This is a genomic window from Nocardia sp. NPDC052566 (assembly GCF_044547285.1).
Taxonomy (GTDB): domain Bacteria; phylum Actinomycetota; class Actinomycetes; order Mycobacteriales; family Mycobacteriaceae; genus Nocardia.
Genome location: NZ_JBIUAF010000005.1, coordinates 419,109 through 437,691, shown reverse-complemented (window position 1 = coordinate 437,691; position 18,583 = coordinate 419,109). Strand labels below are relative to the sequence as shown.

At 66.8% G+C, this 18,583-nt stretch carries 23 protein-coding genes and 1 pseudogene; 11 read left to right on the top strand and 13 right to left on the bottom strand.

Annotation, left to right across the window (positions count from 1 at the left end):
* Window positions 1-42 precede the first annotated feature (42 nt).
* Window positions 43-321 (top strand): hypothetical protein, encoded by a 279-nt coding sequence (locus ACIG5A_RS26935; protein ID WP_397244795.1) that lies wholly within the window; start codon window positions 43-45, stop codon window positions 319-321.
* A gap of 206 nt (window positions 322-527) precedes the next feature.
* On the opposite strand, the gene ACIG5A_RS26930 is transcribed toward ACIG5A_RS26935, so the two are convergent.
* Entirely contained in the window at window positions 528-890 is a 363-nt protein-coding gene (locus ACIG5A_RS26930; protein ID WP_397244793.1) for a hypothetical protein, read from the bottom strand.
* A 162-nt stretch (window positions 891-1,052) separates the two neighbouring features.
* Here ACIG5A_RS26930 and ACIG5A_RS26925 point away from each other — a divergent pair, with 162 nt between their 5' ends.
* The gene (locus ACIG5A_RS26925; protein ID WP_397244791.1) at window positions 1,053-1,661 is read left to right on the top strand and encodes a TetR/AcrR family transcriptional regulator; all 609 of its coding nucleotides are present in this window, start codon (window positions 1,053-1,055) and stop codon (window positions 1,659-1,661) included.
* Entirely contained in the window at window positions 1,658-2,314 is a 657-nt protein-coding gene (locus ACIG5A_RS26920; protein ID WP_397244787.1) for an NAD(P)-dependent oxidoreductase, read from the top strand. Before ACIG5A_RS26925 ends, ACIG5A_RS26920 begins: the two co-directional genes overlap by 4 nt.
* A 178-nt stretch (window positions 2,315-2,492) precedes the next feature.
* Here the strand turns inward: ACIG5A_RS26920 and ACIG5A_RS26915 are convergent, their stop codons facing one another.
* On the bottom strand, window positions 2,493-3,578 hold the full coding sequence (locus ACIG5A_RS26915) for an S-(hydroxymethyl)mycothiol dehydrogenase (protein WP_397244785.1): 1,086 nt from the start codon (window positions 3,576-3,578) through the stop codon (window positions 2,493-2,495).
* Between the two features lie 463 nt (window positions 3,579-4,041).
* On the opposite strand from ACIG5A_RS26915, the gene ACIG5A_RS26910 reads away from it, so the two are divergent.
* Window positions 4,042-4,866 carry an alpha/beta fold hydrolase gene (locus ACIG5A_RS26910; protein ID WP_397244783.1) on the top strand — a complete coding sequence of 275 codons (825 nt, stop codon included), beginning with the start codon at window positions 4,042-4,044 and terminating at the stop codon, window positions 4,864-4,866.
* A gap of 88 nt (window positions 4,867-4,954) precedes the next feature.
* A complete protein-coding gene (locus ACIG5A_RS26905; RefSeq protein WP_397244780.1) occupies window positions 4,955-5,392 on the top strand; it encodes a TIGR03618 family F420-dependent PPOX class oxidoreductase in 438 nt (145 codons plus the stop codon).
* A 57-nt stretch (window positions 5,393-5,449) separates the two neighbouring features.
* Here the strand turns inward: ACIG5A_RS26905 and ACIG5A_RS26900 are convergent, their stop codons facing one another.
* From ACIG5A_RS26900 to ACIG5A_RS26885, 4 genes are all read right to left on the bottom strand, one after another.
* The gene (locus ACIG5A_RS26900; protein ID WP_397244778.1) at window positions 5,450-6,397 is read right to left on the bottom strand and encodes a hypothetical protein; all 948 of its coding nucleotides are present in this window, start codon (window positions 6,395-6,397) and stop codon (window positions 5,450-5,452) included.
* A 146-nt stretch (window positions 6,398-6,543) separates the two neighbouring features.
* On the bottom strand, window positions 6,544-7,398 hold the full coding sequence (locus ACIG5A_RS26895; protein ID WP_397244776.1) for a LuxR C-terminal-related transcriptional regulator: 855 nt from the start codon (window positions 7,396-7,398) through the stop codon (window positions 6,544-6,546).
* 20 nt (window positions 7,399-7,418) lie between these two features.
* Window positions 7,419-8,738: a preprotein translocase subunit SecY gene (gene secY, locus ACIG5A_RS26890; RefSeq protein ID WP_397244773.1), complete on the bottom strand. Its 1,320-nt coding sequence runs from the start codon at window positions 8,736-8,738 to the stop codon at window positions 7,419-7,421.
* A gap of 146 nt (window positions 8,739-8,884) precedes the next feature.
* Complete coding sequence (locus tag ACIG5A_RS26885; RefSeq protein ID WP_397244771.1) at window positions 8,885-9,289, bottom strand: nuclear transport factor 2 family protein; 405 nt, start codon at window positions 9,287-9,289, stop codon at window positions 8,885-8,887.
* 4 nt (window positions 9,290-9,293) lie between these two features.
* On the opposite strand from ACIG5A_RS26885, the gene ACIG5A_RS26880 reads away from it, so the two are divergent.
* Window positions 9,294-9,920 carry a sigma factor-like helix-turn-helix DNA-binding protein gene (locus ACIG5A_RS26880; RefSeq protein WP_397244769.1) on the top strand — a complete coding sequence of 209 codons (627 nt, stop codon included), beginning with the start codon at window positions 9,294-9,296 and terminating at the stop codon, window positions 9,918-9,920.
* 24 nt (window positions 9,921-9,944) lie between these two features.
* Here the strand turns inward: ACIG5A_RS26880 and ACIG5A_RS26875 are convergent, their stop codons facing one another.
* Together ACIG5A_RS26875 and ACIG5A_RS26870 are read right to left on the bottom strand one after the other, a co-directional pair.
* Window positions 9,945-10,817: an alpha/beta hydrolase family esterase gene (locus ACIG5A_RS26875; RefSeq protein WP_397244767.1), complete on the bottom strand. Its 873-nt coding sequence runs from the start codon at window positions 10,815-10,817 to the stop codon at window positions 9,945-9,947.
* Between the two features lie 113 nt (window positions 10,818-10,930).
* Window positions 10,931-11,410, bottom strand: coding sequence for a gluconokinase (locus ACIG5A_RS26870; protein ID WP_397245916.1), 480 nt, complete (start codon window positions 11,408-11,410; stop codon window positions 10,931-10,933).
* Between the two features lie 292 nt (window positions 11,411-11,702).
* On the opposite strand from ACIG5A_RS26870, the gene ACIG5A_RS26865 reads away from it, so the two are divergent.
* Window positions 11,703-12,125 (top strand): hypothetical protein, encoded by a 423-nt coding sequence (locus ACIG5A_RS26865; RefSeq protein ID WP_397244765.1) that lies wholly within the window; start codon window positions 11,703-11,705, stop codon window positions 12,123-12,125.
* Here the strand turns inward: ACIG5A_RS26865 and ACIG5A_RS26860 are convergent.
* Window positions 12,122-12,805 (bottom strand): cation transporter, encoded by a 684-nt coding sequence (locus ACIG5A_RS26860; protein ID WP_397244763.1) that lies wholly within the window; start codon window positions 12,803-12,805, stop codon window positions 12,122-12,124. The genes ACIG5A_RS26865 and ACIG5A_RS26860 overlap by 4 nt on opposite strands.
* Window positions 12,805-13,134: an ArsR/SmtB family transcription factor gene (locus ACIG5A_RS26855; RefSeq protein ID WP_397244761.1), complete on the bottom strand. Its 330-nt coding sequence runs from the start codon at window positions 13,132-13,134 to the stop codon at window positions 12,805-12,807. Before ACIG5A_RS26855 ends, ACIG5A_RS26860 begins: the two co-directional genes overlap by 1 nt.
* A gap of 300 nt (window positions 13,135-13,434) precedes the next feature.
* Here ACIG5A_RS26855 and ACIG5A_RS26850 point away from each other — a divergent pair, with 300 nt between their 5' ends.
* Window positions 13,435-14,298, top strand: a complete 864-nt coding sequence (locus ACIG5A_RS26850) for a hypothetical protein (RefSeq protein WP_397244759.1) — start codon at window positions 13,435-13,437, stop codon at window positions 14,296-14,298.
* Window positions 14,299-14,304: 6 nt separating this feature from the next.
* On the opposite strand, the gene ACIG5A_RS26845 is transcribed toward ACIG5A_RS26850, so the two are convergent.
* Window positions 14,305-14,514, bottom strand: a complete 210-nt coding sequence (locus ACIG5A_RS26845) for a hypothetical protein (protein ID WP_397244756.1) — start codon at window positions 14,512-14,514, stop codon at window positions 14,305-14,307.
* 296 nt (window positions 14,515-14,810) lie between these two features.
* On the opposite strand from ACIG5A_RS26845, the gene ACIG5A_RS26840 reads away from it, so the two are divergent.
* Entirely contained in the window at window positions 14,811-15,392 is a 582-nt protein-coding gene (locus tag ACIG5A_RS26840) for a TetR/AcrR family transcriptional regulator (protein ID WP_397244754.1), read from the top strand.
* 59 nt (window positions 15,393-15,451) lie between these two features.
* Here the strand turns inward: ACIG5A_RS26840 and ACIG5A_RS26835 are convergent, their stop codons facing one another.
* On the bottom strand, window positions 15,452-16,846 hold the full coding sequence (locus ACIG5A_RS26835) for an MFS transporter (protein WP_397244752.1): 1,395 nt from the start codon (window positions 16,844-16,846) through the stop codon (window positions 15,452-15,454).
* 155 nt (window positions 16,847-17,001) lie between these two features.
* Here ACIG5A_RS26835 and ACIG5A_RS26830 point away from each other — a divergent pair, with 155 nt between their 5' ends.
* Window positions 17,002-17,313 carry a pyrimidine/purine nucleoside phosphorylase gene (locus ACIG5A_RS26830; protein WP_397244750.1) on the top strand — a complete coding sequence of 104 codons (312 nt, stop codon included), beginning with the start codon at window positions 17,002-17,004 and terminating at the stop codon, window positions 17,311-17,313.
* A 132-nt stretch (window positions 17,314-17,445) separates the two neighbouring features.
* Here ACIG5A_RS26830 and ACIG5A_RS26825 read toward each other — a convergent pair.
* Window positions 17,446-17,592, bottom strand: a pseudogene (locus ACIG5A_RS26825) (DUF6596 domain-containing protein); the annotation flags it as partial.
* A gap of 67 nt (window positions 17,593-17,659) precedes the next feature.
* On the opposite strand from ACIG5A_RS26825, the gene ACIG5A_RS26820 reads away from it, so the two are divergent.
* Window positions 17,660-18,580 carry an LLM class F420-dependent oxidoreductase gene (locus tag ACIG5A_RS26820; protein ID WP_397244748.1) on the top strand — a complete coding sequence of 307 codons (921 nt, stop codon included), beginning with the start codon at window positions 17,660-17,662 and terminating at the stop codon, window positions 18,578-18,580.
* Window positions 18,581-18,583 lie beyond the last annotated feature (3 nt).

Here is an 18,583-nt window from a genome sequence, read left to right as displayed (position 1 = left end):
GTCGACGCCGAGAATGAGTCGAACACGGGCGGGGAGAACCTCATGAACCTAGATTTCGGTGCACACTCCGGGTTTTCGTGGTACGTCGTACTGCTGCTGGTGAGCGGTGCCGTCCTGCTGCTGCTCGCCATCCCGCCCGCTATCGAATGGTGGTGGCGCTCGGCCGACGCGGCGGTCGGCGCGCTCTGTGCCGGGTACGGAATCTATCTCGCTTTCTTCTTCCACACCGGCACCTATCTGGTGATCCTGCAATTATTCCTGCTGCCAACGCTTTTGGTGGTCATCTCGGTGTCCAGCTTGCTCGGCAAGAGACGGCGGTAATCTATTCACGGACACGCCGCCGGTGCGACGAATCGCCGTACGGTTCGGTGCCGCGGATGCCATCCTGTGGTCGAGCCGGGAAGTCCCAGCCAAGATGGCAAGATCGTCGCAGCCCTCGGTCCGCGTTCCTCGCCGATCCCTTCGGCGCCCCGTTCGCTCTCATCAAGCCGGAGTTCACCTAGCCCCGGCAAGCCCCGCTCGGCAGGTCAGGTGACCTTCCACCTGACCTCGCCGCGGAATGCCGGTTGGGTCGGGTCGAGCACTTCGCCGTCGCCGGTCGTCCCCCGCCCGGGGAGCTTGCCGGATGCTCCGATGAAGCCGAGTAGGCCGAGAACAAGGCGGGCGCCCGACGAGGAACCGTCGAAGACGAAGGCGACCTCGTGGCCTGGTCGGCCGTCCCAGTCGAATTCGCCGTTGCTCGCGGGCACGAAGACCGAAGCGCCGCGCCAGGTGCCGCTGAGCTGGGTGACACCGGCCGGGACGGCATCGATGGTCATGTTGATGAATTGAACACTGTCGGGGTCGGCGGCGTCGGTGAGCTTCACATCGACGTTGAAGTCGAATGCCATTGATCCAGTCTTTCTCTCAGGCGAGCACCGCCGAGAACCAGCTATCCCCAGGGTAATCACTCGACGGGCATCCATGTGCCGGAACGCGGCACACCGTGCGATCTTCTAGATTCGATACGGAACACTGTTGTTTCGTAACTGAAATCGGGCTACGGTGACGTTGTGTCTACCCAGCAAGATGATCGGAAGAACCCGAAACCCGGTGGGCGCCCGCGTGATCCGGAACGCGACCGGGCACTGCTCGCCGCCGTCGGCGAGATACTGCCCGAGGTCGGCTACGACCGGTTGACGATGGACGCCGTCGCCTCGCGAGCGGGCGCCAGCCGCGCGACCGTCTACCGCCGCTGGCGCGACAAGTCCGAGCTGGTCCGCGATGCGATCCGCACACTGGGCTGGACCGAGCCCACACCCGACACCGGCAGCCTCCGTGCCGACCTGATCGCGGTCGGCGCAATGTATTTGGACCGCGACAGCCACCGCGACGCGATGCTGTCGGCGATCGCCACCGCGGTCGGCCGCGACCCGCAACTGGCCGAAATCGCCGAGAACGAGATCGCCGCCCCGCGCCGCGCCGCATACGCCGAGATCCTGGCGAACGCGCGGGCACGCGGCGAGATCGCCGACGGCGCCGACACCGACATGATCGCCGACGTGCTGCCCGCGATGATCTTCTACCGGCTGCTCAATATCGGAGATCCCCTCGACGGCGCGTATTTCGAGCGCATCGTCGATTCCCTGCTCGTTCCGCTCCTGACAGGAAAGCACAGATGAAGCTGGTGGTATTCGGCGCCAACGGGCGCACCGGCAGGCACGTAGTCCGTCAGGCGATCGACAGGGGTCACACCGTCACCGCCGCGATCCGCCGTCCCGACGAATTCCCGTTCACCGCACCGGGATTGCGGGTGGTACGCGCCGACGCGCTCGACGGCGAAACGGTCACGGACGCGGTGACCGGACACGACGCGGTGATCTCCGCACTCGGCGGAACCTACACCCGCAAGCCCGTCTCGGTCTTTTCCCGAGGTATGGGCAACATCACGAATGCCATGACGGCCCAAGGCATTCGGCGTCTGGTCTGCGTCAGCTCGGTCTGCGTCGCTGGCAAGGCAGCACCCGGCGAAACCGCGATCTTCCGCTTGCTCCTGCTCCCCATCCTGCTCGAACTGGGACGTACCGCGTACCGCGACATGCACCGCATGGAAGACATCGCACGCAACAGCGGACTCGACTGGACCATCGTGCGCGCCTCGGGCCTGGTCGACGGCACCCGCATCACCGACTACACCGTCGCGCCGTCGAGCATTGCCGGCCGCTACACCTCCCGCGCGGACCTGGCCGACGCCCTGCTGCGCGAGGCCACCGAGAACCGCAACGTCGACGCCTGCATCGACGTGGTCACCACCGCGGGTCGCGCCATGCGATAGCGCCCATCCGGATGCCGAGAACACCCGACCGGCTCCGTCCCAGGGTTGCCGACGCCCCATCTCGCGAGGCAGCTCGATGACGGCAACGACTCCGTTTCGTGAGCACCGCCCACAAGATGCTCGGCTCCGCGAAGCCGTACCCGGACAGCCGAACCCGTGCAGCTTCCGATCGCTCGGGCTACGGGATGACCACCGAACGCAGCACCTCACGATGGCGCAGCTTCGACAGCGCCTGCTCCACTTCGTTCAGTGAAATCGTTTCGGTGACAAAGGCATCCAGATCGAGAAGGCCCTGGCGATGGAGACCGATCAAGGCGGGAAAGTCGCGTGACGGCAGGGTGTCGCCGTACCAGGAGGACTTGATCGCACCGCCGCGGACGCGCAATTCGCGCAAGGGAATGTCCATCCGTTCGTCGGCGGCGGGCAAGCCGAGCATGACGAGCGTTCCCGCCGGGCCGCGCGCGTCGAACGCCTGCTTCCAGGTCTCGAGGTGCCCCATCGAGTCGATGACGACGTCCGCGCCGAGGCCGTCGGTGAGTTCGCGGATCCGTGGCGCCGGGTCGGCGATCGTCGCGTCGATGACGTGCGTGGCGCCGAAAGTCGTGGCCCACTCCAACCTTCGGGGATCGGTGTCGACGGCGATGATCGGATCGGCCCCGGCCAACCGAGCTCCGGCGATCGCCGCGCTGCCGATGCCGTCACATCCGATGACCGCGACACTGTCACCACGTTCGACCGCTCCGGTATTGAGCGCGGCGCCGATTCCCGTGGCGACACCGCAGCCGAGCAGAGCGGCCGCCGCCGGCGCGACGCTCGGATCGGCCCTAGTGCACTGCCTCGCGTGGACAAGGATCTTCTCGGCGCACGCGCCGAGCCCGAGCACGGGTGTGAGCGGCGTACCGTCGGCGAGCACCATCGGCTGAGCGGCGGTCAACGGCGACAGACAGTTCCACGGCCTGCCCTTGCGGCAGGCGCGGCAGCCGCCGCACACCGCCCGCCAGTTCAGAATGACGAAGTCACCCGGCGCTACGTCATCGACGCCGCTACCAACCTGCTCCACCACACCCGCGGCCTCGTGGCCGAGCAAGAACGGAAACCCGTCACCGACTCGCCCGTCCCGATGATTCAGATCCGTCTCACACACCCCACACGCCTGCACCCGCACTACCGCCTCGCCGGGGCCCGGATCCGGAATCCCGATCCGCACCAACTCAACCGGTGCCGACCTCGACCGCGCGATCACCCCACTCACCACCTGCCCCATGCACGTCCCCTTCCGCCACGCACCCGGCTCGGGTGCTCTCAGTGCGGTGAAATCGTCGAACCATGCACAGTCAGCATAAACCCGGCTACCGACAATCCTCGACAACGGCAACCGGCTGTCGTCCCCGCTCATCAGGGAATCCAATGCATACCCTTCACTCAAAGGCCTTCGAACGGCTACTCGACAGCAACTACTGCGCTCATGAGCGCCGGCCAGTATTAATCGAGTAGCGCCCCGCCGAAAGGACCGCTAGAGTGATCGCCGCGACGCGGGGAAGTTCCTGGATCTATAGCTGGGAACAGAGTTGAGTTCCCCGACGTCGTCCAAAATCACTGGCATGCCCAGCATCCCGGCTGCTGGAGCGCACAGGGTGGCGGCGGCGATGTTCACGAGTCCAGCCGTCACTTGGGCGCGACGGCGCAGGATGTCAACGCCGCCAAGGAGTTACGCAGCGCTCGGGGGGATGATGGAGACTCGCGCGATATCGGTTCCCGGCGGTTCGATCTGGGTGAGCAGCACCGGCGCACCGCGGAAACCAGCGGCGATCATGCTGCATCACGGGCTGGCCCACTCGCGGATGTGGGCCCCGCTCATGGATTCGGTGAGCGACGAGCTGTTCGGCATCGCCTACGACTGCCGTTGCTTCGGCCGCTCCACCACAACATCGGAAGGCACGTATTCCGATACAGACGATCTCACAAGCGTTTTCGACGCCTACGGCGTGGATCGCGCGATCCTGGTCGGAGCCTCGCGCGGCGCCCGGATCGCGATCGATTTCACCCTCACCCACCCGGACAGGGTTCGCGGACTGTTCCTTCTCGCGCCGAGCATTTCCGGGTTCGACATGCCCATCGCCGAGGACGAACGTGCGCTCTTCGAGGCGATCGAGCGCGCCGAGGACGCGTCGGACATCGAGGCGATCATCACGCACGAGTCGCGCTTGTGGGTGGATGGCCCGACCCGCGCACCGGCGACCGAACGAGACGATCTGCGTCAGCGCGTCGCGGAAATGTCGCGCACCAACTACGCGCAGCAGCGCGCCGAAGATACGCCCGACTTCACCCCCATGGAGCCACCTGCCGCCGGGCGGCTCAACGAAATCACCTGTCCGGTAAGCGTGCTGGTCGGCGAGGCCGACACCCTCGGTATGCGCGCCATGGCAGCCACCATCGAACGCGAATGTGCGTCGGCAATGCTCACTCCGGTCACCGACGCCGCCCACATGCTCGCCCTCGAACGCCCCGATATCGTCGAATCCGAGCTCCGATCCTGGCTCCGTAAGCATTGAAGTCCACGACCGCCCGGCCGCGGACGTTCTGGCGGACGCACGGCGGAGCATGGGACGATCTGGTGGGCGTTCGATCATGGGAGATGTGATGACGACATTGGCGCAGGCGGCGGAGCTCGCTCGGGACGAGAGTGGGCTCGCTGTCGTCTCGACTCTTCGGGCCGACAACACGATTCAGTCTTCGCTGGTCAATGTCGGGCTCTTGGCTCATCCCCTGTCGGGTGAGCCGGTGCTCGCCTTTGTCACCTACGGCAAGGTGAAGCTCGCCAATCTCCGAGCTCGGCCGCAGGTGACCACCACGTTTCGGCGCGGTTGGGCGTGGGCGACGGTCGAGGGGCTCGGCCAGATCGTCGGGCCGGACGATCCGCGGCCGTGGCTGGATGCCGAGGGGCTGCGCGTGCTGCTCCGGGACGTATTCACGGCCGCGGGCGGCAAGCACGACGACTGGGACGAATACGACCGCGTGATGGCGGCCGAGCGCCGGGCCGCGGTACTCGTCGCACCGACCCGCGTCTACAGCAACTAGCAGCGTTCATACTGCCGCGCGAAGGGCTCCGATTCCGGTGCCACCTCGCGCCTGGGCTCAGGGCAGCCGCCGACAAAAGACGGCGAAGCGGGGGCCGTTGCGCGTCACGATCGTGTAATCGACCACGCCACCGCGCTGGGACAGGTAGCGAAGATGCCGGTCGGCGAGTTGTGTCGCCTGCGCGGCGCTGAATACCTTTCCGACGGGCGGGAAGATCGTGACGCCCAGTGTGCGGCCTGCTGTCGCGGGTGGGTCGAAGGCCGACACCTCGGCGAGGAGTAGAGTGGGTTGATCGGTCAGGAACCACTCCCACAATTCGAGTTCGGCGTTGGAGGGGAAGCGGGGGCGGCGGTCCGAGTAGGTCACACTGGGCGCCAGTCTCGAGTAGTTCATGCTCTCCCCATGGACGGGGGACACTGTCCAGTCGTTGGGTGCCAGTTCCGGGAAGTCCTGGATGATTCGGCGCATCGCCGCGGTGGCACGCTGGGGTTGGGCCTCGGAACCCGCTCGGACACTGATGGTTTCGGCCTGTCCGTCCGCGTGCTTGACGCCGTGGCTGGACCAGTGGATCTCCGCACCGGTATCGGCCGATGACACTCGCGTCCAGGTGGATGCCGCGTTCGCTTCCCGGTCCACGTCCCGCCCGAAGGGCCAGCCCCCGAAATAGGAGTCTTTCATCCGGTGGATTTTGACCATGGTCGAGTCGCCTCGATAGTGCGGGGGCAGTTGCTGGGCGCCCATGACACGCACGACAGACGCGGTCTCGGCTGGTGTGGCGCCGGCCTCGAGCTGCACGTCGAGCAGGGATGTGTAGTACGAGTTGGGGCCGTACGGGTGGTACTGGAACGCATGTGACGCGTCGGCCACCCCCGGAAGGGCTTCGATGGCCGTCTCGATCTTCTCCGACCAGCTGTCACGCTCGGCCTGATCGGGCCCTTTCGCGAAACATCCGGTCAGCAGGACTGCCGCCATCATCAACGCGATGGCGGACACAGTGAAACGCATAGCGATCATCGTGCCAGAGGTCGGCGCGCCAGATCGTCGAGGAAGGCACGGGCACTACTCGAAGCTACGGACCGTCGAGCGCAGTCGAATGGCCCCCGATTACGGCGCGTCGCAGGGCCATTGGACTGCGCTCGCAGGGTGTCTGGTCAGCGTGCACTCATGTCGGGCGCGAAATGTGTTTCGAGGGGCACGATTCGGCGGGTGTGGGCGTAGACGACCGCCTGGACTCGGTCGCGGACACCCAGTTTCGCGAGCACGTTGGAGACGTGGGTTTTGACGGTCTGCTCGCCGACGCCGAGCATGGCGGCGATCTCGGGGTTCGTGCAGGCCTTGGCCATCAGCATGAGTACCTGATGCTCACGGGCGGTGAGGGTTTCGAGTTCCGGGGCGGTCGGGAACGGTTCGATTCCGTTGGTGAGGCGCGTGACGAGGCGGCGGGTCAGGTTCGGATCGATCAGCGCTTCGCTGTGCACCGCCGTCCGGATGGCGGAGATCAGGCCGTCGGCGGGCACTCCTTTGGCGAGGACGCCCGTCGCGCCGAGACATAGTGCGTGGTAAAGGCTTTCATCGGTGTGGCCGTTGGTGAGCGCGAGGATCCTGGTGGCGCCACCGAGGCTCGCGACCGTATCCGCGGCAGCTCGCCCGTCGAGACCGGGCAGGTCGAGGCCGATGATGGCGACATCGGGCCGCAACCGCTCGATTTCCCTGATGGCCGCGGCGCCGTCGCCGACCTCCGCGACACAGCGGATGTCGCGCTGGGTGCCGATCGCCGCCCGCAGGCCCGACCGAAACACCGGCTGCTCCGCGAGCAAGACGGAAATCGTCGATCGCGGGGAAGGTTCGATCGGCGCGAGTGCGCGGTCTCCGGGCTGATAATTCTCGATGGCGTCGACGGTCGATGCGTTGGCGGCGGGCGCGACGGCGACCGAGAGCGTCGCCGCGGTGACGGCGAGCACGAGCGACGACACCACCCGGTGCAGCCGGTGTGTGGACCTTCCCATAGTTGTCGACCGTATCCGGTTCAGCGCAGGAAGCCCGCATAGTTCCGGTTCATCAGCTGGCTTTCGATCTGTTTGATCGTGTCGAGACCGACGCTCACCACGATCAACGCCGAGGTGCCGCCGAACGCGAGGCTCGACGTCGTCCCCCCGGCCCCGGCGCCGAGCAGCAGGTTCGGCAGCACGGTCACGGCGCCGAGGTAGAGGGCGCCGGGCAGGGTGATCCGGCTCAGGACGTAGGTCAGGTAGTCCGCGGTCGGTTTGCCGGGCCGGTAGCCGGGGATGAAGCCGCCGAACTTCCGCATCTCGTCCGCGCGCTCCGCCGGATTGACGGTGATCGCGACGTAGAAGTAGGTGAAGAACACGATCAGCACCACGTTGACCGTGAGATACACCGGGTTGGCCGGGCTGGTCAGGTACTTCTGGATGAACTCCTGCCACCGGGCGGGCGTGCCCGAACTGTCGCGCGTCACCTGTGCGAGCAGCGTCGGCAGGTACAGCAGCGACGACGCGAAGATCACCGGGATGACACCGGCCGGGTTGACCTTCAGCGGCAGATACGTCGACGAACCGCCGTACATCTTCCGGCCGACCACCCGCTTGGCGTACTGCACCGGAATCCGGCGCTGCCCCTGCTCGACGAAGATCACGCCGACGATCAGCAGCACTATCGCGACGCCGATCCCGGCCAGCATCGGCCAGCCCTTGCTGTCCAGAATCGAGGTGACCTGTTTCGGCGCCTGCGCCGCGATCCCGGCGAGGATCAGCAGCGACATACCGTTGCCGATACCGCGCTCGGTGATGAGCTCACCGAACCACATGACAAGCGCCGCACCGGCGGTCATCACCAGCACGATCACGATCACGCCGAAAGTGGCTGTGTCGGAGAGGATTTTCTCGGGACAGTCGCGGAGCAACTGACCGCGCGCGGCCAGCGCCACCACCGTCGAGGCTTGCAGCACCGCCAATGCCATTGTCAGATAGCGGGTGTACTGCGTGATCTTCGCCTGGCCGGTGTGGCCTTCCTTGCGCAGTTCTTCGAACCGCGGAATCACGACGGTCAGCAGCTGGGTGATGATGCTGGCGGTGATGTAGGGCGTGATGCCGATCGCGAACACCGAAAGCTGGAGCAGCGCACCGCCGGAAAAGAGGTTGATGAGCTGGTAGATACCGGCGGACTCACCGCCGGAAACGAGGGCGAGGCAGGAGCGGACCGCGGGAAGATCCACACCGGGCGAGGGCAATGCCGCGCCGAGGCGATACAGCGCGAGCAGACCGAGCGTGACGAGAATCTTCCGCCGCAGATCCGGGCTCCGGAATACCGGCACGAAGGCGGAAAGCACGAATCCTCCTGGCGAACGACGATGTCGGACAGGCTGATTCCTGCCACGGGACTTTCGACGGTACGAAAGAACCCGGCCTGTCCGCGTCGCCGACGAGTCGGACTTCCGCCTCCCTCCATAGAGGGAATCGCCACGCTGACCGCGCGTCAGAACATCCCGTGTGGATGCGGCAGTGGCTCCGGCACCTGCTGGACGACATCCCAGTGTTCGACGAACAAGTCGTCGCGCACGCGCAGGATATCGACCACCGCCGTGACGGTCGATCCGGTCACCATCCGGGTGTGGACGACCGCGTGATCACCCTCGACGATCACCCGCACGATGTCCTGCTGTGCGGCCGCGAGGGCCCGGCCCGCCTGCGTCTCGAAGAACGCGGCGAACGCTTCCTTGCCCGTGCTGGTCGCCGGGTCGTGCGGGATCCGCGGATTGTGCGAGAGGAAATCGTCGCTGAGCAGTGCGAGCGCTCCGTCGAGGTTGCCGTCGCCGAATCTGCGGAACAGCTCGGCAACCAGCTCACGGGTCGATTCGGTGCGCTGATCGGGAATAGTCATCGGATTGAGCGGCCCATGGCTTCCCGAGCCGCTGCTGACCGGTCCCGACACGGGAGCCGAACTCGCGGAATCGGTGTCGATGGCGCTGCTGGTGATCTTGGAGGCGTTGGATCCGGTCGAGCGCGCGGTCTTCGTCCTGCACGAGGCCTTCGGATTCGAGCACACCGAAATCGCCGAGATGATCGGGCGTACCGAACGGGCCACCCGCCAACTCGGTTACCGCGCACGCAGGCACGTGCAGGCGCGCCGGCCTCGCCACCAGCCCACACTCGGCGAGCATCGGGAGATCACCGAGCGATTCCTGGCCGCGGCGGTAGGCGGCGATATGGCCACGCTCGTCGAGCTTTTCGCACCGGAGGTCACGTTCTGGGCGGACGCGGACGGCACCTCGGAAACACCGCGCGAACCGGTCCGTGGCGCGGCCGCGGTCGGCGCCTATCTGTGCTCGATCACCTGGGCGTGGCCACCCGCACTCGGCCTGCGTCCGACCGGCGTCAACGCGAGCCCCGGCGCGGTGGTCACCTCGCACGGCCTGCCCTATTTGGTGCTGTCGCTGGATGTGAGCAGCGACAACCGAATTCATGCCATCCGCATCATCCTCAACCGCGCCAAGCTCACCCATATCCGCTGATCGGCGGCACAGTGCGGTAGGCGACTACCCGTGTGCTCGGAAGAACTCCCACACCAGATCGGTGGCATCGACTCCGGCGTCCGGATCGGCCAGCTCGCCCTCTCGCGCGCCCGGCCACGAGTGATACATGTGCGGCAGTCGGTAGACCACCAGATTGCTGACGTCGCTACATATGTCCGTGCTGACGGTAATCCCCTTCGCCAGCGAGGCCGTACCGATGGGCACGCAAGCGAGCTGCTGCTGCCAACGTTCGATTCCGGCGTTGAACGCGAAATAACGGCGATCTCTGCCGCCGAGGAACGTGATCACCGAGACCGGGGTCGCAGGCCGATAGCTTTGCTCCACCGTTTTGGGGCCGATGAAGCCGCCACTGACCACGGCGATCGCGGCAAATGTGGCGGGCAGTTCCACGGCGATTCTGAACGCCATTTCCCCGCCATTGGACATCCCCACGGCGAATATCCGCCGCGGATCCGCCCTCCAGAGGGAAACCATGCGGGCGACAACGGTTTTCACGAAACCGACATCGTCTTCCCCACCGCAGCAGTTGAGCGCGTTGTATTCGCGCTGGTACCCCTCCGGGTAGACCACCAGGACATTGTCGGTGTCCGCCTTGGCATTCAGGCCGCTCATCGTCGCGATGGCCGCCGCGTCTCCATTGGAGTAATGCAGGCCGACGACCAATGGGAGAGCCGCGTGGCCATCGTAGGTCGGTGGCGCATGCACCACGTAGGTCCGCGGCTTTCCGCCGAAATCCAGCGTGATCTTCTGATCACCGGGAGCGGGTTGTTCCGCCGGCGCGGGCGCGGCGGGAGGGCTCGGCGACAGCCGCGGGGCAGCGGGAGTTCCCGGATCGGTACAGGCGCACGCGCAGCAGACGCACACCGCGACGATCACCGTAACCAGTCCACGAGCCCGACCCATCACCTCACTATGTCACTGCGCCAGTGCATTCCGGCATTGCTCAGATCGCTGGCCGATACGGGACCAGGCGCCCCAGCAAAGGCGCATCAACGCGAAATGCGCAATGCTGTAAGCGCTTCCTCGACTATGTCCACCGGCGCGGCGGTGGCGTCGAGCGTCGTGCCGCATTCGTCGGCGGACAGCGGCTGGAGGGTGGCCAATTGGGAGTCGAGCAGGGCGGTCGGCATGAAATGTCCTGCGCGGGTGGACATGCGGCGGGACAGTTCTTCGTGCGACGCGGCGAGGTGCAGGAAGAAGGCGGTGGGTGCGGCGGCGCGCAGGCGATCGCGGTAGGCGTGTTTCAGGGCGGAGCAGCTGACGACGCCGCCCGTCGACACATGCTCGGCGAGCCACGTCGCGATGATGTCCAGCCACGGGGCACGGTCGTCGTCGGTCAGCGGGATGCCCGCGGACATCTTCGCGATATTGGATGCGGGGTGGAAGGCGTCACCTTCGGCGTATTCGACCCCGAGCGTTTCCGCGAGGACGGCGCCGACGGTGGATTTCCCGGAACCGGAGACGCCCATGACGACAACGATCGGGTGTAGGTCCGGTTCGGTCACTGCGGGCTCCTGACGTTGCTGGTAGTTCGCCGCAGTCTACGGGTGCGCGCACCACGTGGAAACCGGCGGATCGACGGCACCGCATGCCGGGTTCTGCCGAGAGGTATTCGATTGCAGCGCAGCAACATTGACGCCAACAGTGAGGTAGGTCACATCAGATCGGAAGTGGCCGTGTTCAACTCGGCGGCGAGGATAGTCGACCCTATCGACTCGATCCGCCGGATCGTCGGCGGATCATTCCCACAGGGGGACCTCCATGTATCTGCCGAAGCATCGAAAGTATGCCGATTCCAAGGACATCCACCCCACCCGCGCCCTGCGGCGGCTCGGCGCGGTCGGCTGCGCACTGGCCGCATCGACCGCACTGCTGCTGGTCACCGCACCGGACGCCGCGGCGGTCGTCGCCCGCGTCGCCGTCGCGCCGTCGGACAACGGCTACCGGGTCGGCTGCCCCTACACCGTGACGGCCACCCTGACCTACCAGCCCGAGACCGTCGTCTTCAAGGACATGACCGAGGACCGTTCGCTCGGCGCCGTCGTCTCGGTCGACAAGAAGGCGACGACCACCTGGACCCCGACCGTCACGGGCGTACACACGCTGGCGGCGTACACGGGCGTGCCGCGCCCCAGCCTGACCAAGTACGTCGACGTGGATGTCACCGGCGCATCCTGCACCTAGCGCGGACAGCAGGCATCGGTTCCACCCGTGACGGCCGGTGCGGGACAGCATGTGTCGCCGCGCCAGGCGTTGACGCCCTCCTTCACCGCGACGACGGCGATGCCGAGCGCGGCGATCGGGTCGGCCCACGACCAGCCGAACAGGCTGTTGAGCAGCAGCCCGACCAGCAGGATCGCGGAAAGGTAGGTACAGAGCAGCGTCTGTTTGGAGTCGGCGACCGCGGAGGCGGAGCCGAGTTCGCGGCCCGCGCGGCGCTGCGCCCAGGACAGTACCGGCATGACGACCAGGCTGACGGCGGCCAGCGTGATCCCGATCGGCGAATGCCGGGCCGCACCGATTCCGAGCAGGCCGCGGACCGAGTCCACGGTGACATAAGCGGCCAGCGCGAAGAACGAGAAGGCGATGATCCGCAGCGCGATCTTCTCCCGCTGCTCGGGATCGCGACCGGCGAACTGCCAGGCGATCGCCGCGGCCGAGGACACCTCGATCACCGAATCGAGCCCGAATCCGATGAGCGCGGCCGAAGAGGCCCGCGTCCCTTCGGTGAGGGCGATGATCGCTTCGATCACGTTGTAGGAGATGGTCGCGGCGACGAACCAGCGGATCCGCCGCGCCAGCTCCGACCGGCGCTGCGGCGTCGGCCCCACCCGCAGCGACGGCATACCCAACGGGGCCGACATCAGCAGCACCCTGCCGTCCCCGAGGCCGGACAGCACGCCGGATCGACCGCGAGCACCAGGCCGAGCAGATCCGCCAGCGCCCGCTCGATCCGCGGATCGGCCAGCTCGTAGCGGCTGCGCCGGCCCTCGGGAACCGCGACCACCAGCCCGCAACCACGAAGGCAGGCAAGGTGGTTGGACAAGATCTGCCGCGACACCCCGATCCGCTCCGCCAACTCCGACGGATAGCTCGGCCCCTCGCGCAGGCTCAGCAGTATCTGCGTGCGCGTCGAATCGGACAGCGCGTGCCCGAACCGCGCCAGCGCGTCGGTATGCAATGCGGTCTCCACTCCACCAATAGTACAGATTCCCCTGTATTCACCAAAATCTGAACCATCGGCTCGGCTCCGGCGAAGGATCGACTGCACCGTGGAATACAAGGTGCGTCAGTACCGCCCGAATACCTCGGAGCCGCCTCGATATTCGCGATCGAGTCGGCCGCGCGTCATACTGAAAACCTCTCGCGCACAACGATGTCGCTCTTTCCCTCACGTCTGTGTAGAAAGTCGCGGTGAGTCTGTGATGTCTCCGCTTCCCCGACGAAATCCCGATACCCGGCTCTGGGCCTCCGGCGCGGCCACGGGCGGATCTTGGCTCGAACAAGCCCGGTACCCGGCGCCACCTCGCCCGGCGGTCCCGCACTTGCCGTATTCCAGCAGAATCTGCACATGGCCTGGCGTGCCGAGGACAGTACCGACAGCATCTGGCTGGCCTGCACCGGCGACGGCGACAGCTGGGAAGTACCGTGGAATCTGCCGTATGTCGGCACCTCCCAGCAGCCGGCCATGGCCGCGCTGGACGACACGCTCTACCTGGCCTGGAGGGGCGCGGATCGCGATCAGAACATCTACTGGTCCACCTCGATCGACGGCCGCAAGTGGGAGGCCCAGCAGATCCTCGGCGGCGCGGAAACCGCGGGCGCGCCCTGCCTGGCCGCGTACCACGGTGTGCTGCACGCCTTCTGGCGCGGCGGTGAGTACCTGCTCACCACCGACCAGAACCTCTACACCTGTGTGCGCGGCGCGAGCGGATGGAGCGCTCCCACCTATCTGCCCGGCATGGCCTCAGCGGACAGCCCCGGCGTGACCGTGCTCGGCGACACCATCTACCTCGCCCATCGTGGCGCGCAAGCGACACTGGACGACGACAAGTGGATTCGCCTCTGGAGTTCCGGCAACGGCATCTCCTGGACCTCCCGCGCCAACCCGCCCGACGCCTACTCCGATCTCGCACCGGCCCTGGCCGCGCACGACGGCGGACTCCACCTGGCCTGGAAATCGGCCAGCGGACCGGAGATCTGGTATTCCTCGTTCGACGGCGACCAGACCTGGCAACCGCCGGTACGCATCGATGCCTTCGAAACCGGCTGCGCCCCGGCACTGTGCGCCTTCCGGCCCGCGATCGGCACGAACGAGCTCCACCTGGCGTGGCGCGGCTCATCCCTTGGCGGATAACAACTCTCAGACCAACTCGACCTCGTCGAAAGCGACGGTCAACCAGTGCCGCCGCTCGCGCAGCACGCCTCCTTCACGATGGGCAAGGCCCTCACCGAAGTCGATGCGCAGCGTGGCGCCGCGCACGTCGACCTCCCGCACGACCGCGCAGATACCGCTGAACGGCCCCTCCGGGAAGTAGACGACGTCACCTGGTGCGTATTCGGTAAACCCCACGCCGCCAAGGTAATCCACGTCGGCGATCTCCGGCTGTGCGACTTGTGCGGTGGCGGCGCGATCGCGGTGGGGTGGTCGTGCCACAGCGCGCCGCCGAACCACGCCCCGGCATGGCGCCAGGCCTCCTGGATCGTGAACGCGCCGATCGTGTGCGCGGCTCCGCTGAACACGATGATCCAACCGGCCCACTTGATCATCGAGACTCCCTCTAGAGTTGTACGGAAGCGTACGACGCCGAGGTCAAGTCGGTGATACGGCTCCGTACAACATATCTGTGAGAAAGTGAGCGATTCACTATGGGCGCGTTGCGCACTCCGCGCGAAGCATGGGTCGAGGCGGGCCTGCAGGCACTGGCCACCGGCGGTGTGGACGCCGTCCGCGTCGAGGTGCTTGCCAAGGCGCTCGGGGTGACCAAGGGCGGGTTCTACGGCCACTTCGCCGACCGCGAGGCGCTGCTGACCGCGATGCTCGACACCTGGGAGCGCGAAAGCGTCGACGACGTGCTTGCCCAGATCGAGCAGGAGGGCGGCACCGCGCTGGACAAGGTCCGGTTGGCCGGACAGCTCACCTTCTCCAGCGACCGCATCCTCCCCATCGATCTCGCCATCCGGGACTGGGCCCGCCGCGACGATGCCGTCGCCGAACGCCTACGCCGCGTGGACAATCAGCGCATCCAGCTCTCCCGCGACGCGATCGGCACCTTCTGCTCCGATCCCGACGAGATCGAGGCCCGCAGCCTCCTCGCCTTCTGCCTGGCCATCGGCCGGCACTTCCTCGCCGCCGACCACCCGGGTCGCACCCGTGACCAAGTCACTTCCCGCGCAGGCAATCTCATCCTCAACCTTCCCCCCGACACCGCCGAGCCGCACACCCCTTGATTTCCCGCATCGCATGCGATTGCGTGTGCGAGAAATCAAGGGGTGTGCGGTTGTTCGGGTCACTCCGATGCGCACATAGTGAGCGCGGTGACGCCAGCGCCCGCCAGGGCGACGACTGCCGCACCGAGGAAGGCGGCGGAGTAGCCGTCGGTGAGCTCGGGCAGATTGCCGAGCTTGTCCGCGCCGAAGGCGGTGGCGACCGCGGTCATCGCGGCCAGACCGACAGCGGAACCGACCTGGTAGCTCACGTTGACCAGACCGGAGGCCAGCCCGCCTTCTTCCGGGCGCGCCGCCGAGATCGCGGTGCCGAGTGACGGGATGAAGGCCAGCGACATGCCGCCTGCGGCGACCAGCGAGGCGGGCAGCACGTCGACCCAGAAGTTACCGGTCGGCCGGATCAGCGACATGATGCCGAGACCGAGGCCGAGCACGACCAGCCCGGTGACGATCATCGGCTTGGCCCCGAAGCGCTGCATCGCCCGCGGTGCGAGCACCACCATGCCGAGCATGATCAGCGTCGTCATCGGGAGCAGTGCGGCGCCGGACGGGAACGCGCTGTAGCCGAGCACCTGCTGCAGGTACAGGTTCAGGAAGAACCACATCGGCACCCAGGCCGCGCCGAGGAGCAGCTGAGCCACGTTGGCGGCGGCCAGATTCGGCGCACGGAAGATGCCGAGACGCATGAGCGGTTCACGACGACGGGACTGCAGGACGACGAACCCGGCGATCAGCGCCGCGGCGACGGCGAGCACGGCCCAGGTCTGCCCCGAACCCCAGCCGACCTCGGGGGCGCGCACGATGCCGTAGACGGCGGCGGCGAGTCCAGCCGTGACCGCGATCGCGCCGAACACATCGACGGAGCCGGAACGCGCCGGCGCGCTCGGCATCAGGGCCGGAACAGCGATCAGCGCGAGCAACGCGATCGGGACGTTGATGTAGAAAACCCATGGCCAGCTGAGGTATTCGGTTATGACGCCGCCGAGGAAGACACCGGCGGTGCCGCCGGCGGGCGCCGCCGCACCGTAGATCGCCAGCGCCTTCGTGAGTTCCTGCGGCGAGCCGCCGAACAGCATCATCAGCAGTGTCAGCGCCGAGGGCGCGATCAACGCGGCCCCACCACCTTGAATAGCCCGACCGGCGAGCTCGACGCCGACATTGCCCGCGGCGCCCGCGATCACCGAACCGGCCAGCAGCACCAGCCAGCCCGCGGCGAAGATCCGGCGGGCTCCCAGCAGATCGGACAGCCTGCCGCCGAGCAGCAGCAGCCCGCCGAAGGCGACCACATACGCGTTGAAAACCCAGCTCAGGTTCTCCGGCGAGAACCCGAGTTCGGTCTGCATCTTCGGCAGCGCGATCCCGATGATCGAGGTGTCCATGATGACCATGAATTGAGCGGCGGCAATCACCGCGAGCGCCAACCACTTTCGCGTGGACGGCGGAGCTTGGACAGACATTTCGATGCACCCTTCCCGACTCAACTGATCGAATGTCGGTACCATACCCCCCTAGGGTATTGAAGTGTCAAGAGCAACGCCGCCGATGGCAGCGGAAGGCAGGCGAGCGTCCGCCCAGTAAGCTGACCTCTCCACTTCACCTCGGGAAAGAGACCATGTCGCAGTTCGAGAACGTCAGCGTGACGAAGAAGGCCAACGTGTACTTCGACGGAAAGTGCGTGAGCCACAGCCTGGTGCTTGCGGACGGCACCACCAAGTCGGTCGGCGTGATCCTGCCGTCGGCGCTCACGTTCACCACCGGATCGCCGGAGATCATGGAGCTGCTCGAGGGCGAGTGCCGGGTGACGCTGGCGGGCGAGACGGAGCCGACCACCTACCGCGGCGGCGAATCGTTCGAGGTTCCCGGCGACAGCTCGTTCCAGATCGAGGTGGTCGAGACCCTGCACTACGTCTGCCACTTCGGCTAGACCACCGGTGGCCCTCAGCCGAACAGGCTGAGGGCCACCGTCATTCGTGCTCGGCGCAGGCCGCCGCGCGGTTCAGCAGCAGCGTCCGTTCGGCCTTGTTCGCGGTCAGTTCGGCCGCCCGAGTGAGTTCGGCCGCGGCAGCAGCTTCGCGAGCATGCGCCCGAGCCGTACAGCGTCCCCACACAGTTCGATTCGCAGCCAATCTTCGCCCACGGTCGCCGCGTATCCCTCGTTGAAGATCAGGTAGATCACCTCGAGCACCGAGTCGAGGCGACCCGGTCAGCTCCGCACCGTGCGGCACATGCCGGGCGCCGGGCCCGCAGCGGGTTCGTGCAGGATGGTCGGTATGGATTTGCGCATCTTTACCGAGCCGCAGCAGGGCGCCAGCTACGAGACGCTGCTGGCCGTTGCGAAAGCGACCGAGGATTTGGGGTTCGACGCGTTCTTCCGGTCGGATCACTATCTGGCGATGGGCGATGCCGACGGGCTGCCCGGCCCGACCGACGCGTGGATCACGCTGGCCGGGCTGGCCAGGGAGACCAAGCGGATCCGGCTCGGCACCCTGGTGACCGCCGCCACCTTCCGGCTGCCCGGCCCGCTGGCCATCCAGGTGGCGCAGGTGGATCAGATGTCGGGCGGCCGGGTCGAGCTCGGCCTCGGCAGCGGCTGGTTCGCCGAGGAGCACGCCGCCTACGGCATCCCGTTCCCGCAGGAGAAGTTCGCGCGGTTCGAGGAGCAGCTGGCCATCATCACCGGCCTGTGGGCGACCAAACTCGGCGACAAGTTCAGCTACGACGGCACGCACTATCAGCTGACCGACTCCCCCGCGCTGCCCAAGCCCGCGCAGGATCCGGTGCCCGTGCTGATCGGTGGCCATGGCGCGACCCGCACGCCGCGCCTCGCCGCGCAGTACGCCACCGAGTTCAACATGCCGTTCTCCTCGATCGAGGACAGCGCGAAGCAGTTCGACCGGGTCCGCGCGGCCGTCGCGAAGTACGGCCGCCCGGCCGACAGCATGGTCTACTCCAACGCGCTGGTCGCCTGTGTCGGCGCCACCGACGCCGAGGTCGCGCGCCGTGCGGCGGCGATCGGCCGCGAGGTCGACGAGCTGAAGACCAACGGCCTGGCCGGTTCGCCCGCCGAGGTGGTGGACAAGATCGGCGCGTACGCCGCCAACGGCGCCAGCCGCATCTACCTGCAGATCCTCGACCTGTCCGACCTCGACCACCTGGAACTCATTGCCGCCCAGGTGATGTCGCAGCTCTGACCC

Bases quoted from the DNA above. Each gene is read 5' to 3' on its own strand.
- ACIG5A_RS26820 (WP_397244748.1), top strand. From the start codon at position 17,660: ATGGATTTGCGCATCTTTACCGAGCCGCAGCAGGGCGCCAGCTACGAG.
- ACIG5A_RS26830 (WP_397244750.1), top strand. From the start codon at position 17,002: ATGTCGCAGTTCGAGAACGTCAGCGTGACGAAGAAGGCCAACGTGTAC.
- ACIG5A_RS26910 (WP_397244783.1), top strand. From the start codon at position 4,042: ATGATGGAGACTCGCGCGATATCGGTTCCCGGCGGTTCGATCTGGGTG.
- ACIG5A_RS26840 (WP_397244754.1), top strand. From the start codon at position 14,811: ATGGGCGCGTTGCGCACTCCGCGCGAAGCATGGGTCGAGGCGGGCCTG.
- ACIG5A_RS26860 (WP_397244763.1), bottom strand. From the start codon at position 12,805: ATGTCGGCCCCGTTGGGTATGCCGTCGCTGCGGGTGGGGCCGACGCCG.
- ACIG5A_RS26915 (WP_397244785.1), bottom strand. From the start codon at position 3,578: ATGGGGCAGGTGGTGAGTGGGGTGATCGCGCGGTCGAGGTCGGCACCG.
- ACIG5A_RS26905 (WP_397244780.1), top strand. From the start codon at position 4,955: ATGACGACATTGGCGCAGGCGGCGGAGCTCGCTCGGGACGAGAGTGGG.
- ACIG5A_RS26885 (WP_397244771.1), bottom strand. From the start codon at position 9,289: ATGACTATTCCCGATCAGCGCACCGAATCGACCCGTGAGCTGGTTGCC.
- ACIG5A_RS26865 (WP_397244765.1), top strand. From the start codon at position 11,703: ATGTATCTGCCGAAGCATCGAAAGTATGCCGATTCCAAGGACATCCAC.
- ACIG5A_RS26935 (WP_397244795.1), top strand. From the start codon at position 43: ATGAACCTAGATTTCGGTGCACACTCCGGGTTTTCGTGGTACGTCGTA.
- ACIG5A_RS26900 (WP_397244778.1), bottom strand. From the start codon at position 6,397: ATGCGTTTCACTGTGTCCGCCATCGCGTTGATGATGGCGGCAGTCCTG.
- ACIG5A_RS26835 (WP_397244752.1), bottom strand. From the start codon at position 16,846: ATGTCTGTCCAAGCTCCGCCGTCCACGCGAAAGTGGTTGGCGCTCGCG.
- ACIG5A_RS26870 (WP_397245916.1), bottom strand. From the start codon at position 11,410: ATGGGCGTCTCCGGTTCCGGGAAATCCACCGTCGGCGCCGTCCTCGCG.
- ACIG5A_RS26920 (WP_397244787.1), top strand. From the start codon at position 1,658: ATGAAGCTGGTGGTATTCGGCGCCAACGGGCGCACCGGCAGGCACGTA.
- ACIG5A_RS26930 (WP_397244793.1), bottom strand. From the start codon at position 890: ATGGCATTCGACTTCAACGTCGATGTGAAGCTCACCGACGCCGCCGAC.
- ACIG5A_RS26895 (WP_397244776.1), bottom strand. From the start codon at position 7,398: ATGGGAAGGTCCACACACCGGCTGCACCGGGTGGTGTCGTCGCTCGTG.